The sequence below is a fragment of the Azonexus hydrophilus DSM 23864 genome, assembly GCF_000429605.1.
Classification (GTDB): Bacteria; Pseudomonadota; Gammaproteobacteria; order Burkholderiales; family Rhodocyclaceae; genus Azonexus; species Azonexus hydrophilus.
Genome location: NZ_AUCE01000012.1, coordinates 248699 through 266768, shown reverse-complemented (window position 1 = coordinate 266768; position 18070 = coordinate 248699). Strand labels below are relative to the sequence as shown.

21 protein-coding genes and 1 pseudogene are annotated in these 18070 nt (G+C 62.2%); 9 read left to right on the top strand and 13 right to left on the bottom strand.

Annotation, left to right across the window (positions count from 1 at the left end; genetic code table 11):
* Positions 1-2 precede the first annotated feature (2 nt).
* The 13 genes and pseudogenes from hisD to G471_RS0105305 all read right to left on the bottom strand — a co-directional run bounded on the left by hisD (position 3) and on the right by G471_RS0105305 (position 9171).
* Positions 3-1307, bottom strand: coding sequence for a histidinol dehydrogenase (gene hisD / locus G471_RS0105365; RefSeq protein ID WP_028994434.1), 1305 nt, complete (start codon positions 1305-1307; stop codon positions 3-5).
* Positions 1308-1952: an ATP phosphoribosyltransferase gene (hisG, locus tag G471_RS0105360; RefSeq protein WP_028994433.1), complete on the bottom strand. Its 645-nt coding sequence runs from the start codon at positions 1950-1952 to the stop codon at positions 1308-1310.
* 133 nt (positions 1953-2085) lie between these two features.
* On the bottom strand, positions 2086-2292 hold the full coding sequence (locus G471_RS0105355) for a cold-shock protein (protein WP_028994432.1): 207 nt from the start codon (positions 2290-2292) through the stop codon (positions 2086-2088).
* Positions 2293-2491: 199 nt separating this feature from the next.
* Positions 2492-3745: a UDP-N-acetylglucosamine 1-carboxyvinyltransferase gene (gene murA / locus G471_RS0105350; protein WP_028994431.1), complete on the bottom strand. Its 1254-nt coding sequence runs from the start codon at positions 3743-3745 to the stop codon at positions 2492-2494.
* Positions 3738-3980 (bottom strand): BolA family protein, encoded by a 243-nt coding sequence (locus G471_RS0105345; protein ID WP_028994430.1) that lies wholly within the window; start codon positions 3978-3980, stop codon positions 3738-3740. Before G471_RS0105345 ends, murA begins: the two co-directional genes overlap by 8 nt.
* A 6-nt stretch (positions 3981-3986) precedes the next feature.
* Positions 3987-4739, bottom strand: coding sequence for an ABC transporter permease (locus G471_RS0105340; protein WP_028994429.1), 753 nt, complete (start codon positions 4737-4739; stop codon positions 3987-3989).
* 29 nt (positions 4740-4768) lie between these two features.
* Positions 4769-5455 (bottom strand): annotated as a pseudogene (locus G471_RS16765) (ABC transporter ATP-binding protein); the annotation flags it as partial.
* 9 nt (positions 5456-5464) lie between these two features.
* Positions 5465-5704 carry an STAS domain-containing protein gene (locus tag G471_RS0105330; protein WP_043420910.1) on the bottom strand — a complete coding sequence of 80 codons (240 nt, stop codon included), beginning with the start codon at positions 5702-5704 and terminating at the stop codon, positions 5465-5467.
* Positions 5705-5745: 41 nt separating this feature from the next.
* Entirely contained in the window at positions 5746-6372 is a 627-nt protein-coding gene (locus G471_RS0105325) for an MlaC/ttg2D family ABC transporter substrate-binding protein (RefSeq protein ID WP_211226388.1), read from the bottom strand.
* 16 nt (positions 6373-6388) lie between these two features.
* Complete coding sequence (locus G471_RS0105320) at positions 6389-7108, bottom strand: MlaA family lipoprotein (protein ID WP_028994426.1); 720 nt, start codon at positions 7106-7108, stop codon at positions 6389-6391.
* A complete protein-coding gene (gene mlaD / locus G471_RS0105315; RefSeq protein WP_028994425.1) occupies positions 7105-7575 on the bottom strand; it encodes an outer membrane lipid asymmetry maintenance protein MlaD in 471 nt (156 codons plus the stop codon). Before mlaD ends, G471_RS0105320 begins: the two co-directional genes overlap by 4 nt.
* Positions 7575-8366, bottom strand: a complete 792-nt coding sequence (gene mlaE / locus G471_RS0105310) for a lipid asymmetry maintenance ABC transporter permease subunit MlaE (RefSeq protein WP_028994424.1) — start codon at positions 8364-8366, stop codon at positions 7575-7577. The genes mlaD and mlaE overlap by 1 nt, the downstream gene beginning before the upstream one ends.
* Positions 8350-9171: an ABC transporter ATP-binding protein gene (locus G471_RS0105305; protein WP_028994423.1), complete on the bottom strand. Its 822-nt coding sequence runs from the start codon at positions 9169-9171 to the stop codon at positions 8350-8352. Before G471_RS0105305 ends, mlaE begins: the two co-directional genes overlap by 17 nt.
* Positions 9172-9314: 143 nt before the next feature.
* Between G471_RS0105305 and G471_RS0105300 the strand changes: the two genes are divergently transcribed.
* The 9 genes from G471_RS0105300 to G471_RS0105260 all read left to right on the top strand — a co-directional run bounded on the left by G471_RS0105300 (position 9315) and on the right by G471_RS0105260 (position 18044).
* Positions 9315-10871, top strand: a complete 1557-nt coding sequence (locus G471_RS0105300) for a type II secretion system protein GspD (RefSeq protein WP_043420907.1) — start codon at positions 9315-9317, stop codon at positions 10869-10871.
* A 2-nt stretch (positions 10872-10873) separates the two neighbouring features.
* Entirely contained in the window at positions 10874-11305 is a 432-nt protein-coding gene (locus tag G471_RS0105295; RefSeq protein ID WP_028994421.1) for a hypothetical protein, read from the top strand.
* Positions 11302-12957, top strand: coding sequence for a GspE/PulE family protein (locus G471_RS0105290; RefSeq protein ID WP_028994420.1), 1656 nt, complete (start codon positions 11302-11304; stop codon positions 12955-12957). The genes G471_RS0105295 and G471_RS0105290 overlap by 4 nt, the downstream gene beginning before the upstream one ends.
* Positions 12958-12959: 2 nt before the next feature.
* A complete protein-coding gene (locus tag G471_RS0105285; protein ID WP_028994419.1) occupies positions 12960-14141 on the top strand; it encodes a type II secretion system F family protein in 1182 nt (393 codons plus the stop codon).
* On the top strand, positions 14138-15475 hold the full coding sequence (locus G471_RS0105280) for a hypothetical protein (RefSeq protein ID WP_028994418.1): 1338 nt from the start codon (positions 14138-14140) through the stop codon (positions 15473-15475). Before G471_RS0105285 ends, G471_RS0105280 begins: the two co-directional genes overlap by 4 nt.
* Positions 15472-15942 carry a hypothetical protein gene (locus G471_RS0105275; RefSeq protein ID WP_028994417.1) on the top strand — a complete coding sequence of 157 codons (471 nt, stop codon included), beginning with the start codon at positions 15472-15474 and terminating at the stop codon, positions 15940-15942. The genes G471_RS0105280 and G471_RS0105275 overlap by 4 nt, the downstream gene beginning before the upstream one ends.
* A complete protein-coding gene (locus G471_RS0105270) occupies positions 15939-16244 on the top strand; it encodes a hypothetical protein (RefSeq protein ID WP_028994416.1) in 306 nt (101 codons plus the stop codon). Before G471_RS0105275 ends, G471_RS0105270 begins: the two co-directional genes overlap by 4 nt.
* 74 nt (positions 16245-16318) lie before the next feature.
* On the top strand, positions 16319-17383 hold the full coding sequence (locus G471_RS19455; RefSeq protein WP_028994415.1) for a hypothetical protein: 1065 nt from the start codon (positions 16319-16321) through the stop codon (positions 17381-17383).
* Entirely contained in the window at positions 17364-18044 is a 681-nt protein-coding gene (locus tag G471_RS0105260; RefSeq protein WP_028994414.1) for a type II secretion system protein, read from the top strand. Before G471_RS19455 ends, G471_RS0105260 begins: the two co-directional genes overlap by 20 nt.
* The last annotated feature ends 26 nt before the right edge of the window (positions 18045-18070 follow it).

Sequence of the window (18070 nt, the reverse complement as noted above, 5' to 3'; positions counted from 1 at the left end):
GCTCAGTCTTCCAGCCGGAATTCCGCCGATTTCGCATGTGCCGGCAGGCCCTCGCCGTGCGCCAGCGTAGACGCGACCCGGCCCAGCGTCTGCGCGCCGGCCTTCGACACCTTGATCAGGCTGGTCCGCTTCTGGAAATCGTAGACCCCGAGCGGCGACGAGAAACGCGCCGAGCCTGAGGTCGGCAGCACGTGGTTCGGCCCGGCACAGTAATCGCCGAGCGATTCCGAGGTGTAGTGGCCGATGAAGATGGCGCCGGCGTGGTGAATCTTTTCCACCCACGGGTCGGGATTGTCGAGGGCCAGTTCAAGGTGCTCGGGCGCGACGCGGTTGGCGATGGCGATTGCCTCGTCCATGTCGCGAACCTGGATGAAGGCGCCGCGATTGGTCAACGAGGTGCGGATTGTCTCCTGGCGCGGCATCGTCGGCAGCAGCTTGTCGATGCTGACCTGGACGCGTTCGATGAAAGCGGCGTCCGGACAGATCAGGATCGATTGCGCCAGTTCGTCGTGCTCGGCCTGCGAGAACAGGTCCATCGCCACCCAGTCGGGATTGCCCGAGCCGTCCGAAACGACCAGGATTTCCGACGGACCGGCGACCATGTCGATGCCGACGATGCCGAACACGCGGCGCTTGGCCGTGGCCACGTAGGCGTTACCGGGTCCGACGATCTTGTCCACCTGCGGCACGCTCTCGGTACCGTAAGCCAGCGCGCCGACCGCCTGTGCGCCGCCGATGGTGAACACCCGGTCGACGCCGGCCAGGCAGGCCGCCGCCAGCACCAGTTGGTTGCGCTCGCCGCCCGGCGTCGGCACGACCATGATCAGTTCCTTGACGCCGGCGACCTTGGCCGGAATCGCGTTCATCAGCACCGACGACGGATAGGCCGCCTTGCCGCCCGGCACGTAGAGGCCGACGCGGTCGAGCGGGGTGATCATCTGGCCGAGCAGCGTGCCATCGGCTTCGGTATAGGACCAGCCGTCGAGCTTCTGCTTCTCGTGGTAGGCACGCACACGCTGGGCGGCGACTTCGAGGGCAGCACGACGGTCGGCCGGCAAGCCGGCGAGTGCCTTTTCGAGTTCGTCGCGCGACAGTTCGAGATCGGCCATCGTTGCGACTGTCAGGCGGTCGAAACGGTTGCTGTAGTCGACCACGGCAGCATCGCCACGCGTCTTGACGTCGGCGAGGATGCCGGCGACGGTGCGCTCGATGCCCTCATCCGCCGCCGCCTCGAAGGCGAGCAGTTCCTTCAGCCTGGCCGCGAAATCGGCGGCTACCGTGGACAGGCGCTTGATCGCGACAGTCATTTACTTCTCCACCGCCTGGGCAAAGGCGTCGATGATCGGTTGCAGGGTCTCGCGCTTGACCTTGAGTGCCGCCTGATTGACGACCAGGCGCGAGGAAATGTCCATGATGTGCTCGCAGGCGACCAGCTTGTTGGCCTTGAGCGTGCCGCCGGTCGACACCAGGTCGACGATGGCGTCGGCCAGGCCGGCCAGCGGCGCCAGTTCCATCGAACCGTAGAGCTTGATCAGGTCGACGTGCACGCCCTTGGCGGCAAAATGTTCGCGCGCCGTCTTGATGTACTTGGACGCCACCTTCAGGCGGTTGCCCTGGCGCACGGCGTTCTGGTAGTCGAAACCTTCGGGGATGGCGACCATCATCCGGCACTTGGCGATCTTCAGGTCGAGCGGTGCGTACAGGCCTTCGCCGCCGTGCTCGATCAGCACATCCTTGCCGGCCACGCCGATGTCGGCCGCGCCGTACTGGACATAGGTCGGTACGTCGGTGGCGCGGACGATGACGACGCGCACGTCCGGCTGATTGGTCTCGATGATCAGCTTGCGCGAGGTTTCCGGATTCTCGGCCGGCACGATGCCGGCTGCGGCCAGCAGCGGAAGGGTTTCGTCGAAGATGCGACCCTTGGACAGGGCAATGGTGATACCGGTCACGGGGAGTGTCTCGTGGGTAAAGCGGTGATTTTACCGCAAAGCGGCATGGCCGCCGAAATCGCCGCCAATGGCGGCGACCCAAAAGCAAAAAGCCCGGCAAGCCGGGCTTTTCGATACAGGCGTATCCGGTAGCTTATTCAGCCGGGCGGATGTTGGCAGCCTGCTTGCCCTTCGGGCCATTGACGACGTCGAAGGTCACCTTCTGGTTTTCGGCCAGGGTCTTGAAACCGTTGCCTTGAATTGCAGAGAAGTGAGCGAAGAGGTCTTCACCACCTTCGGACGGGGAGATGAAACCAAAACCCTTGGAGTCGTTGAACCACTTGACGGTACCAGTTGCCATGATAGCTTCCTTGGAAAATATTAAAAAAATCGAGAATCAAGACCGAGGAGCTGACAAACCGAAATCGGTGCAGGAACAACACACTGCCTGGAAATCCCGTGCCGGCGAGTATGGGGCAGAGACGGAATAAAGCAAAGCATTTTTCAAACTTTTTTGCACCCCGGGCCAAAAAAGCCCGGGTTTCATGCCAAAAACAACATCAGCGGACCCGTTCGACGCTGGCGCCGAGGGCAGCCAGTTTCTGCTCGATGCGCTCGTAACCACGATCCAGATGGTAGATGCGATCGATCAGGGTCTCGCCGCTGGCCACCAGGCCGGCAATGATCAGCGACGCCGAAGCGCGTAGGTCGGTGGCCATGACTGTCGCACCCTCAAGGCGATCGACCCCGCGAACGATCGCGTTATTGCCTTCGATCTGGATGTTGGCGCCGAGGCGCATCAACTCGCTGACGTGCATGAAGCGGTTTTCGAAAATCGTCTCGCGGATCGTCGCCACCCCGTCGGCGACACAGTTCATGGCCATGAACTGGGCCTGCATGTCGGTCGGGAACGCCGGGTAAGGCGCCGTGCGCAGGCTGACCGATTTCAGCTTGGCCGGTGCCGTCAGGCGGATCGCGTCGCGTTCGACGACGATTTCGCAACCGGCGTCCATCAGCTTGTCGACGACCGAATCGAGGTAGGCAGCCGAGGTCCGGGTCAGGCGGATATCGCCGCCGGTGACGGCAGCCGCGCACAGATAGGTGCCGGTCTCGATGCGGTCGGGCATGATCGAATGGCGGGCGCCGTGCAGTTTTTCGACGCCCTGGATGCGGATGATGTCGGTGCCGGCGCCGGAAATCCGGGCGCCCATCGCCACCAGGCAGTTGGCCAGGTCAACGACTTCGGGTTCGCGGGCGGCGTTCTCGATGATCGTTTCGCCGTCGGCCAGGCAGGCCGCCATCATCAGGTTTTCGGTACCGGTGACGGTGACCATGTCGGTACAGATGCGCGCGCCCTTGAGGCGGCTGGCACGGGCATGGACATAGCCCTGCTCGACGGTGACTTCGGCACCCATCGCCTGCAGCCCCTTGATGTGCTGATCGACCGGCCGGGCACCGATGGCGCAACCGCCGGGCAGCGACACGCGTGCTTCGCCACAACGGGCAAGCAGCGGACCGAGCACCAGGATGGAGGCGCGCATGGTCTTGACCATCTCGTAGGAGGCCACCGGGTTGTTCAGACCGCTGCCGTCGAGCGTCAGCCCGTCGTCACCCTCATGGCGCACGCCGATACCCATGTCGCCCAGCAGGCGCAGCATGGTCGAGATATCGTTGAGTTGCGGCACATTGCCCAGTTCGAGCGGATCGGCCGAGAGCAGCGAGGCACAGAGAATCGGCAGCGCCGCGTTCTTGGCCCCGGACATGGCGACTTCGCCCTTGAGGACGCTACCGCCCCGGATCAACAGTTTATCCACGCTGGGCACTCCATTCTTCGGGGGTCAGGGTCTTGAAAGACAGGGCGTGCAGTTCGCCGGTCGCCAGTTTTTCCTTGAGCGTCTGATAGACGCGCTGCTGGCGCTGGACGCGATTCTTGCCGGCAAATTCGGCACTGACGACGAGGGCCTCGAAATGCTGGCCGTCGCCATCGAGTTCGAGATGATCGCAGGCCATGCCGGCGAGGATGAGTTGCTTGATCTGGTCGGGATGCATGCGGATTCAGGTTCTCAGTTTCCAGCCCCGCTTGAGCAGGGCCAGTGTCAACAGGCTGGTCAGGGCAAAACAGCTGGCGACCACGGCCAGACTGTGCACCGGCGACACGTCCGAAACGCCGAAAAAGCCGTAACGGAAGCCGTCGATCATGTAAAAGACAGGATTGTAATGGGACAGTCGTTGCCAGAATGTCGGCAAAGTGTAAATCGAGTAGAAGACGCCGGAGAGCATAGTCAGCGGCATGATCAAAAAGTTCTGAAAAGCGGCCAGTTGATCGAACTTCTCGACCCAGATACCGGCAATCATCCCCAGCGCGCCAAACAGGGCGCCGCTGAGCACGGCGAACAGCAGCACCCAGCCCGGCGCCACCACCTGCAGATCGACGAACCACACTGTAACCAGCAATACGCCGACGCCGACCATGATCCCGCGCAGCATGGCGGCCAATACGTAAGCGATGAAGAAGCTGCTGTACGGCAAGGGTGGCAGCAAGACGAAGACAATGGAACCGGTGATCTTGGCCTGGATCAGGCTGGACGAGGAATTGGCGAAGGCATTCTGCAGCACCTGCATCATCACCAGCCCGGGAATCAGGAAACTGGTGTAGCCGATGCCATGCACCCGCACATGATCCTCCAGCACATGACCGAAGATCATCAGGTAGAGCATGGCCGTCAGCACCGGCGCCGCCACGGTCTGGAAGGCGACCTTCCAGAACCGCAACACTTCCTTGTAGAACAGGGTCCAGAAACCGATCATCGCTGCATCGTCCGCAGAAAAACCTCTTCCAGCGACGCCCCCGGGTGCGCCGCCATCAGGTTGACGGTACTGTCGAGCGCCAGCAACTGCCCCTGCTTCATCAGCGCGATGCGGTTGCACAGGGCTTCCGCCTCTTCGAGGTAATGCGTGGTCAGGATGATGGTGTGACCCTCGCCGTTGAGCCGACGAACAAACTGCCACAGCCCCTGGCGCAACTCGACATCGACACCGGCCGTCGGCTCGTCGAGGACGATCACCGGCGGCTTGTGCACCAGCGCCTGGGCGACCAGCACCCGGCGCTTCATACCGCCAGAAAGCCGGCGCATGTTGGCATCGGCCTTACTGGTCAGGTCAAGGTGATGGAGGATTTCGTCGATCCAGTCGTCGTTGCGACGGATGCCGAAGTAACCGGACTGAATGCGCAGGGTCTCGCGCACACTGAAGAAGGGATCGAAGACCAGCTCCTGCGGCACTACGCCGAGCAGACGGCGGGCCTGGCGAAAATCGCGGACGACATCGTGACCGAGCACCCGGATACAGCCCGAATCCAGACGCGCCAGTCCAGCCAGGGCAGAAATCAAGGTCGTTTTGCCGGCACCGTTCGGCCCGAGCAGGCCGAAGAACTCGCCTTGCTGGATGTCCAGGGAAAGGCCGTCCAGCGCCCTCAGTGAGCCAAAGGTCTTGACGACATCGACGATGGAAACGGCGGGGATCATGAACGGCCGTCAGGCCAGGGGCAGAAGGTCGGAAACACCGTAGAGTTCAGCCAGCGAAGCCACCCCGACCGGCACGCCGGCAAAGCGGATCACCGCACCGGTCAACGCAGCATGGCGCAACCAGCCAAGCATGACTGCCACCGCCGAGGAATCGGCGTCGCCAACCCCGGACAGATCGATGACCTGCTCACCGGGAACGATCAAGTCACGACCACGCTCAAGCAGCTCCCGAGCCTGATCGGTGGTCATTGCACAGCCGACACAGAGCCGGCCGTTTATGCTTTCAATCATCAACGAGCAGCCCGGTTGTTGGCAGTAACTTCCAGCGACTTGTTCTTGGCCGCCAGGCTGGCGATCAAACCGTCAATACCGCCGTCGCGGACTTCACGGGCAAACTGCTCACGATAATTGGTCACCAGACTGATGCCGGCGACGACAACATCAAACACCTTCCACTGACCATCCGCCAGTTCCAGCCAGTAATCGATCTGCACCGGTTGGGCACCGGGCTGGACAACTTCCGAGCGGACCAGCACTTCCGTCTCGCCATCGCGCATGCGGAAAGGGCGGAAAACGATGCGCTGATTGCTGTAACTGGTCAGTGCATTGGCGTAGGTACGCACCAGCAGCATCTTGAATTCAGCCTGCAACCGGGTCTTCTGGGCAGTACTCGCGCTACGCCAGTCACGACCAACCGCCAGCGCCGTCATGCGCTGGAAATTGAAATGCGGCAGAACCTTGGCATCAACCAGAGCGGCAATCTTTTGAATGTCGCCGTTACGGACATCCTTGTCCTGACGCACGATTTCCAGGACCTCTTCCGATACCCGCTTGATCAATACGTCCGGGGCATCACCCGCGACAGCAGAGAAGGAAAGCAGCGCGGCAATCAGGGTAACAAACAGTTTTTTCATCATTGTCTGGCTATCAGCTTCAGTCATCCATCCTTGGCGGGCGACCGTCGTAAATCAAATTGCGGCGACGCTGCAGATAGGCATCGCGAACATAGGAATATTTGTCGAGAGCAGCCTCTTCCACCAGTCGATCAGCAGGCAACAGGCCCGCCCGGATATCGACAAAGCGTACCACCGTCGCGCTCAGGCGCTCGTTGCTCGAGCGAATGGAGCGCACCGGATCAGCATAGGTATCGACCGCCCAACCAGCGAAGTCACGTGAAGTGCGCGGCCCGATCACCGGCAGGAACAGGTAGGGGCCATCGCTGACGCCCCACACCGCGAGTGTCTGCCCGAAGTCTTCGTTGTAACGCTCCAGACCCATTTCACTGGCCACATCGAACAGGCCGAGAATGCCCACCGTCGAATTGATCAACAAGCGCGCCAAAGTGATGCCCGCGTCACCGCCCTTGCCCTGAAGCGCACTGTTTGCACCAACCCAGACTTCACCGACATTGCCAAACACGTTCCCGACACTGGCCTTGACCGGCAGCGGCACAGCAGCATCATAGGCCTGAGCGACCGGACGCGCGGCATACTGATCGAGGACCTCGTTGACCGAGTACATGGTCCGATTGAAACCCTCGAACGGATCACGCTGCTTGTCCTGTGCGCCGACTTGCGCCGCGACGAGCAGCGCACCGCCCAGAACCAGCAGGCGCTTCAGCCGTCGAATCGAATCCCCTGCCTGTAACGTCATTTACTTTCCTGCCCCTCAGCTGCCTTGTTGAAGAGAAACTGACCAAGCAGTTTCTCAAGGACAACGGCCGACTGTGTCATTCTCACCATGTCGCCCGCCTGCAACATCTTGTCATCGCCACCAACATCCAGCCCGATGTATTGCTCACCCAGCAAGCCGGCCGTATAGATCGAAGCAAAGGTATCCCGCGGAAAACGGTAACGCCCGTCTATATTCATGGTGACAACAGCCTGGTAGCTCTCCGGGTCGAAACCGATATCCGCAATCCGTCCGACGAGCACGCCAGCGCTTCTCACCGGCCCGCGCACTTTCAGGCCGCCGATGTTATCAAACCTGGCTTGCAGCACATAGGTATCGGACAGGTGCGCCGAGGAAAGATTCCCCACTTTCAGCGCCAAAAACAACACCGCGGCCAGGCCGAGTGCAACGAAGAAGCCGACCCACAGGTCGAGAACGGTACGGTTCATCAATTACCCCGGAACATGAACGAAGTGAGAATGAAATCCAGCGCCAGTATGGTCATCGCCGACGTTACCACGGTGCGCGTAATGGCTCGCGACACGCCTTCGGCCGTCGGCGCGGAGTCGTAACCTTCGAATACGGCAATCAGCGAAACGGCAAAACCGAAGACCACACTCTTGATGACGCCGTTCATGATGTCATAGCGAAAATCAACACTTGACTGCATCTGCGACCAGAATGCGCCGTCATCGACACCGATAAAGACGACACCGATCAGCCAGCCGCCAAACACCCCCATGGCAGAGAACATCGCTGCCAGCAGCGGCATCGAGATGACCCCCCCCCAGAAGCGTGGCGCCACCACCCGGGCGATTGGATTGACCGCCATCATGTCCATCGCCTTCAATTGTTCCGTCGTCTTCATCAGACCGATCTCGGCAGTGATCGACGAACCCGCCCGGGAAGCGAACAGCAGGCCAGCCACCACCGGCCCGAGCTCACGCACCAGCGAAAGCGAAACCAGGACACCCAAAGCTTCGGTCGAACCGAAACGCTGCAGCGTCTCGTAACCTTGCAAGCCAAGAACCAGACCAACAAACAGACCCGAAACGATGATGATCAGTAGCGACAGTACACCACTGAAGTAAATTTCGCGCAGAGTCAGCGACAGCCGACGCAATGCCGTTCCCGAATGCAACAGAATCGCAAAAAAGAAGCGCGTGGCAAAACCCAGTCGCCAGACACGATCAACAACCGAACTGCCGAGACGGCGCACCAACTCAAGCGGCCCTGGCATGCGCCCCTCCCGGCAAGAAATCCTGGAGCACGGTGGGCGCCGGATAATCGAAATGCACCGGACCATCAGGCTCAGCATGGACAAACTGGTACACAAAAGGATCAGAGGAAGCACGAATTTCGTCGGGTGCCCCCTGCGCGACCACCTTGCCGCCATTCAGGAAATAGATGTAGTCGACGATCAGCAACGATTCCTGAATGTCGTGGGTAACCATGATCGAAGTTGCCCCCAAGGCGTCGTTCAACGAACGGATCAGTCGCCCGATCACCCCCAGCGCGATCGGATCGAGACCGGTAAACGGCTCGTCGTACATGATCAACGTGGGATCAAGCGCAACCGCCCGGGCCAGGGCAACACGCCGTGCCATGCCACCTGACAGCGAGGCCGGCATCAGGGCATGGGCGCCACGCAAACCAACGGCCTCAAGCTTCATCAAGACCAGGTCGCGAATCATTTCTTCGGACAGATCGGTGTGCTCGCGCAAAGGAAAAGCCACGTTATCGAAAACCGACAGGTCGGTAAACAAGGCACCGAACTGGAAGAGCATACCCATCCGGCGGCGCAGCCGATACAACTCGGCCTCCGACATCTTGCAGACTTGGTGATTCTCCAGACGAACACTGCCGCCGGTTGGCTTCAGCTGCCCCCCGATACAACGCAGCAAGGTGGTCTTGCCACATCCTGACCCCCCCATGATGGCGACCACCTTGCCGCGCGGAATCTTCATATCGATCCCCTGCAGCACCGGCCGCCCGTCATAGTGAAAGTGTAGGTCTCGAATATCGACCAGTGAGTCGTCTGCCAACGTCAGTTTCCTTTTAAAGCCAGGCCGCATTCTATCAGAACTGCCTATTCTCACTTCATCGGAGACAGGGGGAACACCAGAAAGAATGACAATAGAATATTTTGCATATAGCATATCCGCTTGTTCCAAATATTCGCATCTCCATGTACCAAGCCATGATGATCCTGCCACTCATGCTGATCGCCGTAGCCTGCAGCACGGCCACGCCGACGAGCACGCGCCAAGGACATCTTCGCCTGACTCATCCGGCCGGCCCGATTCCGGAAATTGTCGACCATCCGGCACCGACTATCGAACCTGCAGTCGATGCCGTTTACAGCGTCACAGTCAGCGACGTCCCGGTGCGCGACCTGCTGTTTGCCCTGGCCCGCGACGCTGACATCGACATCGATATCGCCCCGGAAATTGCCGGCAAGATCACGCTCAAGGCCAGCCGGCAGCCGCTACCCGTCCTGCTTGATCGTATCTCGCGACAGGTTCCGCTACGGTTCGACTTCACCGCAGGCGGGCTCCTGATCCTTCCGGACACGCCCTACTTCGCTCACTACCCGGTGGATTACGTAAATTTGGGACGCACCGTCAGCAGCACGGTCGCCAACAAGATGCAGATAGGTGACGCCGGCGAGGGAGGCAGCGGCGGCAGCCTGTCCAACACCCGCATCGAAAATGTCGGCGCACATCGATTCTGGGATGGCCTGGAAAAGAACCTCGACCGCTTGATGAAAACAAGCGCTGCACAGATAAACAAGACTGCGCCGCCACGCCTGATCGTCGATGCAGAAGCCGGGCTCATCACGGCTTACGCAACCCAGGCGGAGCACCGCCAGATCCGCCGCTTTGTCGACCGGGTGATCAAGGCTGCCCGCCGCCAGGTCATGATCGAGGCGACCATCGTCGAAGTGACGCTGAGCGACGGCTATCAGCAAGGCATAGACTGGAGCGGGCTGGTCCGTGGCGGCGTATTTTCGCTGGCCGGCAATGCGCTCAAAGGCAGCGTCAACCTGAGCTACAACCGGGACGACAACCCGCGCGCGCTGATCAGCCTGCTCGAGCGCTTCGGCACCAGCCGGGTACTTTCCAGCCCGCGCCTGTCGGTGCTCAACAACCAGGCTGCCTTGTTGCGCGTCGTCGAAAACTACGTTTACTTCCAGGTCAAGGCCGACACAACCACCACCGCCAATGTCGGCACGACCACCACTTATACGACCACGCCGCAAACCGTCTCGGTCGGCCTGGTCATGGGTGTGACGCCGCAGATCGCCAGCGACGACTCGATCCTGCTCAACATTCGCCCGAGCATCACCAGCATCGACCGCGAAGTCCCGGACCCGAATCCTGACCTGCGCCGCAACGGCATCGAGAATCTCGTACCGATGATCCGCACCCGGGAAATCGAGTCGGTCATGCGCATCGCCAACGGACAAACCGCAGTACTGGGCGGCCTGATGGAAGATAGAGCCGATTACCAGAGCCAGCGCGTGCCTATCCTCAGCGACATTCCGCTGGCCGGCGAAGCCTTCAATAACCGCAACAACCGGACACGCAAAACCGAACTGGTCATTTTCCTGCGCCCGGTAGTGATCCGCGACCCCGGACTGCGCGGCGATTACGCAGCACTGGCCGACCGTCTCCCGGGAGATGATTTCTTCGCCCCGCCGGCACATGCCCGACCTTTCAAGCCACTGTCCATCACGGAGTAAGCATGCAGCGCGCTATCCCACTCTGCCTTTGTCTGGCGCTATCGAGCACCACCGCTGTTGCTGATGGTGCCGCCCCTTTCATTCACTCCGCCCTCAGCCTTGCGGTAGCCGACGACGATCAGGAAAGCCAGCTACGCGAGTTGATAGCGACGCACCCCGGGAACGCCGAACTGCAATTCCGTCTCGGCAGCCTGCTCAGCCGTGAACAGCGCTGGGCCGAAGCCCGCCAGGCCTACGCCAGCGCCAACGCCCTGGCACCAGAACAAGCCGACACCCTGTACAACCTGGCCGTCTGCCTCGACCACCTGGAGCAGACCGTTGCCGCCAGCCATTACTACCAGGGCGCGCTTGAACTGGCGGCGGAACAAGCCCACAACTTCCGGCAGGCAGCGGCACACCAGCGCCTGACGCAACTGCGGGCGGCGCTGCCATGAACAACAAGCTGCTGGGCCAACACCTGCTCGAAGCCGGCCTGATCGACGAGGATCAGTTGCGTATCGCCCTGGTCGAACAACAGAAGAACCGCCAGCCACTCGGCATCTTGGTACACGCCCTGGGTTTTGCCGACGAGCCCGGGGTCAGCGACGTCCTTTCCCGGCAACTCGGCCTGGAACGCTTCGACCCGTCGCGCCACGACATCGCCCCCGAAGCCATCCGGCTCCTGCCGGCCGAAACCGCCCGCCGCCATCGCATCCTGCCGATCGCCATCAATCCCGGACGCCGTCGCTGGCGCCTGGCCATGTCATCACCCCGCGACCACCAGGCGCTGGCCAGCCTGCACGCGCACACCCCCGCCGGCATGGACACCGAAATCCTGCTGGCCGCCCCCGGCGAAATCGAGCAAGCCATCGACCTGCATTACGGCTGCGCGCTGGCCATCGACGGCATTCTCGACGAGTTCGAAGGCAAAGGTCCGCTGAATTCGCTCTCGGGCGATTCGCCGGCCGTCCGCCTGGTTGATGCGCTGCTCGCCGACGCTGTCAGGCGCCAAGCCTCCGACTTGCACTTCGAGCCGGAAGCGGCCAGCCTGCGCATCCGCTACCGGATCGACGGCCTGCTGGAAACCATCCGCATCCTGCACCGTTCGACCTGGGCACCACTGGCGAGCCGGATCAAGGTCATTTCCGGCATGAACATCGCGGAAAATCGGCTACCGCAGGATGGTCATCTCGGCCGACGCATCGGTGGCCGCGACATCGATTTCCGGGTTGCCAGCCAACCCGGCATCCACGGCGAAAGCATCGTGCTGCGCGTACTCGACCGACAAAAGGGCATCGTCCCGCTGGAGTCGCTGGGCATCGGCAACGCGCACCAAGCCTTGCTCGAACGCATGCTGTCTCGCCCCGAAGGGCTTTTCCTGGTCACCGGGCCGACCGGCAGCGGCAAGACGACCACCCTCTACTCGCTGCTCAACCGGCTCAGGAACGACAGCGTCAACATCATGACCCTGGAAGACCCGGTCGAATACCCGTTACCGCTGTTGCGCCAGACCTCGCTCTCCGACAAGGTCAAGATGGATTTCGCCGACGGCGTCCGCTCGATGCTCCGTCAGGACCCCGACACCATGCTCATCGGCGAGATCCGCGATGGCGAAACTGCGGCAATGACCCTGCGCGCCGCGCTGACCGGCCACCAGGTGTTCGCCACCCTGCACGCCGGCAGCACCATCGCCGCCCTGTCACGACTGGCCGAGCTCGGCATCAGCCCGCGCATGCTGCACGGCAACCTGACCGGCATCGTCGCCCAACGCCTGGTACGCCGCCTGTGTCCGAACTGCCGCGGCGAGCGTCCGGCCACGCCAGCGGAATCGGCACTACTGGGCACAACAACGCTGCCATCGGCTGGCGCCTGCCCAGCCTGTCGCCAGCGCGGCTATCGCGGTCGCCTGGTGTTGATGGAAATCCTGCGCATCGACAAGGCACTCGACCTCCTGCTCGCCGATGCAGCTTCGCCCCCCGAACTGTTTGCCCAGGCCAGGAAGCGCGGTTTCACCACCCTGGCCGACAACGCGCTGGAAGCCGTACGCCGGGGCGATACCACGCTCGAAGAAGTCAGCCGGGCCGTCGATCTGAGCGATTGGTTGTAAACATGCACTTTCGCTACCTGGCACTCGACCGCCAACAGCAACGTGTTTCCGGCGAACGGGAAGCCTGCTCGCGGACGCACCTGGAAGCGGAATTGCTGCAGCTCGGCCTGGAATTGATCAACGCCAAACCTCGACGTCTGCGCCGGCCGGCCCGAATGTCACGCGCCGAGCTGGCCGACTTCTGCCTGCAGGTCGAACAACTCCTCGCCGCCGGCATCCCCCTGACCGAGGCGCTCCACGATCTTGGCGCCAGCGCCGAGGGCACGCGCCTGCCGGCCTTGTGTCGGCGCCTGGGCGAGCGACTCGTCGCCGGCCAGTCATTGTCGCAAGCCCTGGCGGAAGAAAAGCTGCCCCCCGACTGCGTCGGCATCATCCACGCCGGTGAATACAGCGGCCGGCTGGCAGACAGCCTGCGCCGCCTGGGCAACAGTCTGCAGCAGAGCGAAGCGCAAGCCAGGACCACGAAAAAGCTCCTGCTGCAACCGCTGCTCGCCGGTCTGATGGTCCTCGCTGCCGGCTTGTTCCTGATGTTCTACCTGGTGCCGCAGATTCGCAATTTCCTGACCGACAGCAGCCAGTCGCTGCCGCTGGCCAGTACCCTGCTATTCGCGACGGCCGATTTTCTGCAGCACCACTGGCCCTGGCTGGGACTGCCACCGGTCGTGCTGCTTGTCTCGGCCAGCGGCCTGCGACGGCATCCGGCGCTGGCGCCGGAGATCGATCGCCTGAGCCTGCTCATCCCGCTCATCGGCCAGATCCGGCGCCGACTCCTGACCGCGCGACTGGCCGAACTGCTCGCCCTGCTCTACAGCAGCGGCATTCCGCTACTGGAAGCACTCAGGAGCATTCCGGCAGCCATCGACAACCGTTTCGCCGGCAACATCGTTGGCCAGATCGCCGATGACGTCGAACAGGGAAGCGCCCTGGCCGAAGCCTTCTCACGCCACGACTTTTTCCCCCCGCTACTGATCCGCATCCTGCACGCCGGCGAACGCAGTGGCACGCTGGAGCAGGCACTTGAGCACATCGTCAGGCGCTGCGAACGCGAAGCCGGCGACGCCATGGCCACCCTGCAAAGTCTGACCGGCCCGGCGCTGACACTGCTGATCGGCCTGCTGCTGGGCTGGATCATGCTGGCAACCATCCAGCCGCTCTATGGAATGATCGACGGAGGAATCCCATGACGCAGGCCATTCGCCTTTACCTCGACGAAAACGGCATGTCCGCCTGGGAAAGGCGTAACGGGCAGACGGAGAGAATTGCCGACTTCCCGGAAAACCCGGACGGCTTAGACGCTTTCAGTCATTTCCTGACGATGGCCGACAAAAGGAATTTCCTGCTGCTGATCAACCGGCACGAGGAGCGTTATCTCGGTGAGGCCATGCCCTCACTACCGCAACGCGAGCGCCGCCAACTCGCAGAAACCCGAAGTCGCCGCGCTTTCCCCGACACCCCGTGGCGATGTGTCGGCTTGAACAAGGGCCGACGAGAGGAAAACACGCGAATCTCGCTCATGGCCGTGAGCAACAGTAGTGCCTTCGACGGCTGGACACAACGACTGCGCAGCGTCGCCTTGAGCGGCGTCTACACCTTGCCCCAGTTACTGACGCCATTGCTCGGCAAAGTACCCGACGCCCCCGCCCAACTCGTCGTTCTGAGCAAACACTGCCACGCCTGCCGGCTCACGCTGCTCGAACACGGCCTGCCTTGTGCCGTGCAATGGACGACAAACGATGACGATACCGCCATCGACGACGCCTGGCGGCGACTGCTCATGCAAGGCGGCGCCGCAGAGATTCCGCCCACGCTGTGCCTCATCGGACCACCCGATTGGCACCCGCCGCTACCGGCCAGCGCCACAATCAGGCATCTACCGACGAACGAGGATGCGGCACAACTCATTCTCGCGCTCGCCGACAAACATTGGCCCGACTGGCAGTTTGCACCGCCCTCGGCCAGAGCAATCGCACGCCAACGGCAGTACGGGCGCTGGTGCTGGTATCTGGGCATGCTGGCACTGGGTGCCGGCCTGAGCATGTCAGTTGAACGTTGGATCGAATTCAATACCTTGCACCGGCAGGCTAGCACGGCACAACAGCATCTCGCACACGCCCAACAGGCTGTCGCCACCGCGATGGCCGAGCTTGACCGCGACGGAATGACGCCGGCCCAACGGCAACAATTTATCCAGGAACACCGGCAACTGCTTCAGCAACGCAGCGCTTTCGCCGACGACTTGGTTGCGCTGAGCCGAGCGCTAGACCAACGTCCCGAGATTCAACTCGACAGCATCGACTGGCGTATCCCCACCGAACAGGCGCTGACCAATGCTCACCCCCAACTGCAACTGGAAGGCAGCATCCAGGCCGCCGACGAGAAACAGGCCGGAGAACTCCTACAGAGTTTGCGCCAGCCTGGCCATCAAGCAGCCCGACTTGTCACCCGTCCGCAAGCGATCAGCCCCGGCGAATTCCGCTTTTCGCTACAACTGCTCAGGACGCCGCTGGGAGCAACATGAGATTCGACCTTCCGCGCCCCCTGCGTACCCCACTGCTTTTTTGCACACTCTGCTGGCTGTTCAGCGCTGGCCTGGCGCTCTGGTCGTGGCAGCGGGCGGCGCAAGCAGCCAGCCAACTTGACGGACTGCGCAAGGAAATATCTGCAAGTGAGCGCCAGCTCAGCGAGCTAAGACAGGCGTTGCAGAGTGCCGAGCAGGCGCAGCGATTGCTGGCCGACATTCAGATGCTTGAGGTAACCCAGCCGAGCCAGCCGGCAGCGCCTCACGCCACGGCGGAGGCTCGCTGGCGTGAGTATCCGGCACCGCTGGAAAGCACCTTCGTACACGAGGAAGCTCTGCTCTCCAGAATCGCCGATTGGCAGGCGCGTTCGCCAATTCAGCACCAATTGCGCGGTTGCCGCTTGACCCGCGCTGAAGACGGCATGTTCGCCAGTTGCCAGCTGGTCGCGCTGGAAATGCAGCAATGAACACCGCCAAGCACTCCTTTCTGCCCCTGCTGGTCGGTTCGCTGACCAGCTTCACCTGCCCGGCGGAAACGCTGGGCAGGCTTTTTTTCACCCCGGAACAACGACGCCTGCTCGAAGACTCCCGACAGGCGCCGGAACGTAACGACGGCTTCCTGAAATCCCCGAACGGACGCGAAATTCAATGGATCGATGGCAAGGCACAAGACGCTACGCGCTCCACCACGCCCATCGGCGACAGCCGACAAACCCCGTTGCTGCCGAGCGGCAGCGTGTTGCGCCACCCAGCACCGGAGAAACGATGAAAACGACAAGCAGGCATCAAAGCGGCGCAGTACTGTATGCCCTACTGCTCAGCCTGCTCGGATTTGCGGGATACATGGCCTACGCCCAAGGCTCGGCCAACCAAGCACGTCTGGAAAGCACGCGCGCCCAACAGGCGGCAATGGCACTGGCACGTGAAGCCTTGATCGCCCGCGCCGCCAACGATACCAATCGCCCCGGCAGCCTGCCCTGCCCGGCGCAATGGAAACCCACCACCCCCGGCGACGGCAGAGCCGATTTGCTGGCCGGCCAGCACTGCCCCAGCCTGATCGGTCGCCTGCCGTGGAGCACCCTGGACATTCCTCAACCGGTCGACGACAACCAGAATACGCTCTGGTACGTCATCGCACCGGGGCTGCGCGACCATCAGAGTGCCCACCCGATCAACAGCGATAGCGCGACCGGACTTTCCCTGAACGGCAAGGGCGATATCGCCGCCTTGATCATTCGCCCCGGCGCACCATTGCCTGGACAGAAAAGGCCATCGAACAACCCGGCGGATTACCTCGAAGCCAGCCTGAGCCAGAACAACCCACGGGATTTCAAGACGGCGCCGGAGAGTAACGACAGCATCCTCAGCATCACCCGCGGCAGCCTGATGGCAGCGGTCGAACTGCGCATCGCGCACAAACTGCGCGACTGCCTGAGCGCATACGCCCGGCAAACCGGCCGCTACCCCTGGCCCGCCCCACTCTCGTCAAACTTCGGCGAAGGACGCAGCGGCAGTCGGTTCGGCCGGGTGCCACTGAGCCAGCCAGCCAACGATGGCGAAGGAGAGCACCAGCCCATGGCCTGGACATCAGCGAGCTGCAACTTTCTCGCCGAGCCGAATAGCTGGTGGTATGAGGGCAAATGGTCGGACAGCGTCTTCTACCAGTTTGGCGACGCCTTGGAACCCGAACAGGCCAGCCTGCAGATTCCCGGCCAGCCGGCTCGTCCGCTGCTGGTCATTGCTGCCGGCGCCAGAATCAACGGCCAGCAACGTCCCGGCAAGGATGTCGCCGACTACCTCGAAGGCAGGAATGCCGCTCCTTCGCGCAACGGCGATGCGGAAATGCCGGACAACACCTTCGACGCCCGGCAACGGCGCCCCGACCACAATGACCAGATCGCCCACTGAGCGCGGCTTCTCGCTGATCGAGCTGAGCATCGCCCTGATCATCATTGGCCTGCTCGCCGGCAGCCTGCTCGGCCAGACCACGGGACAACGTCGCCTGCACACCGAACAACGCGCCCGCGCCCAACTCGAACTGAGCCTGGAAGCCCTGTATGGATTCGCAATCACCCATGGCCGCCTGCCCTGCGCCGCCGATCCGTTGCTTGCCAGCTCCGCCGACAAGGCCGGCGAAGAAGACTGCGTACGCGGAAAAAGCGGGGTACTGCCCTGGCGCACGCTCGGGCTGCCAGAGACCGACCCGTGGGGGCAGCGCCTGACTTACTACCCACATGATGCTTTCACTGCAGAGCCCGCAAACGATGCCCGAGCTGGGTTCAGCTTCGAAAGCATGGGAACGCTAGCGGTCCGCCCTGCTGCCAACAACAGTCAGACGGTCGCCAATGGACTGCCGGCGGTCATTGTCAGCCATGGCCGTAATGGCCTGGGCGGCTACCGCGGCAATGGCCAACTCACTCCAGCCAGCTCCCCCGACGAAGCGGAAAACGCCAACACTGACCGCATCTTCGTCAACCGTCCTCCGGACGCCCAATACGACGATCTGGTCGCCTGGATCGTACCTACCGTACTCAACACCCGGATGCTCACCGCCGGGCGCCTGCCCTGATTTTTCACCCACCAAAGGAGCGCATC

Bases quoted from the DNA above. Each gene is read 5' to 3' on its own strand.
- hisD (WP_028994434.1), bottom strand. From the start codon at position 1,307: ATGACTGTCGCGATCAAGCGCCTGTCCACGGTAGCCGCCGATTTCGCG.
- G471_RS0105355 (WP_028994432.1), bottom strand. From the start codon at position 2,292: ATGGCAACTGGTACCGTCAAGTGGTTCAACGACTCCAAGGGTTTTGGT.
- G471_RS0105345 (WP_028994430.1), bottom strand. From the start codon at position 3,980: ATGCATCCCGACCAGATCAAGCAACTCATCCTCGCCGGCATGGCCTGC.
- G471_RS0105340 (WP_028994429.1), bottom strand. From the start codon at position 4,739: ATGATCGGTTTCTGGACCCTGTTCTACAAGGAAGTGTTGCGGTTCTGG.
- G471_RS0105330 (WP_043420910.1), bottom strand. From the start codon at position 5,704: ATGACCACCGATCAGGCTCGGGAGCTGCTTGAGCGTGGTCGTGACTTG.
- G471_RS0105325 (WP_211226388.1), bottom strand. From the start codon at position 6,372: ATGATGAAAAAACTGTTTGTTACCCTGATTGCCGCGCTGCTTTCCTTC.
- G471_RS0105320 (WP_028994426.1), bottom strand. From the start codon at position 7,108: ATGACGTTACAGGCAGGGGATTCGATTCGACGGCTGAAGCGCCTGCTG.
- mlaD (WP_028994425.1), bottom strand. From the start codon at position 7,575: ATGAACCGTACCGTTCTCGACCTGTGGGTCGGCTTCTTCGTTGCACTC.
- mlaE (WP_028994424.1), bottom strand. From the start codon at position 8,366: ATGCCAGGGCCGCTTGAGTTGGTGCGCCGTCTCGGCAGTTCGGTTGTT.
- G471_RS0105300 (WP_043420907.1), top strand. From the start codon at position 9,315: ATGTACCAAGCCATGATGATCCTGCCACTCATGCTGATCGCCGTAGCC.
- G471_RS0105295 (WP_028994421.1), top strand. From the start codon at position 10,874: ATGCAGCGCGCTATCCCACTCTGCCTTTGTCTGGCGCTATCGAGCACC.
- G471_RS0105290 (WP_028994420.1), top strand. From the start codon at position 11,302: ATGAACAACAAGCTGCTGGGCCAACACCTGCTCGAAGCCGGCCTGATC.
- G471_RS0105285 (WP_028994419.1), top strand. From the start codon at position 12,960: ATGCACTTTCGCTACCTGGCACTCGACCGCCAACAGCAACGTGTTTCC.
- G471_RS0105280 (WP_028994418.1), top strand. From the start codon at position 14,138: ATGACGCAGGCCATTCGCCTTTACCTCGACGAAAACGGCATGTCCGCC.
- G471_RS0105275 (WP_028994417.1), top strand. From the start codon at position 15,472: ATGAGATTCGACCTTCCGCGCCCCCTGCGTACCCCACTGCTTTTTTGC.
- G471_RS0105270 (WP_028994416.1), top strand. From the start codon at position 15,939: ATGAACACCGCCAAGCACTCCTTTCTGCCCCTGCTGGTCGGTTCGCTG.
- G471_RS19455 (WP_028994415.1), top strand. From the start codon at position 16,319: ATGGCCTACGCCCAAGGCTCGGCCAACCAAGCACGTCTGGAAAGCACG.
- G471_RS0105260 (WP_028994414.1), top strand. From the start codon at position 17,364: ATGACCAGATCGCCCACTGAGCGCGGCTTCTCGCTGATCGAGCTGAGC.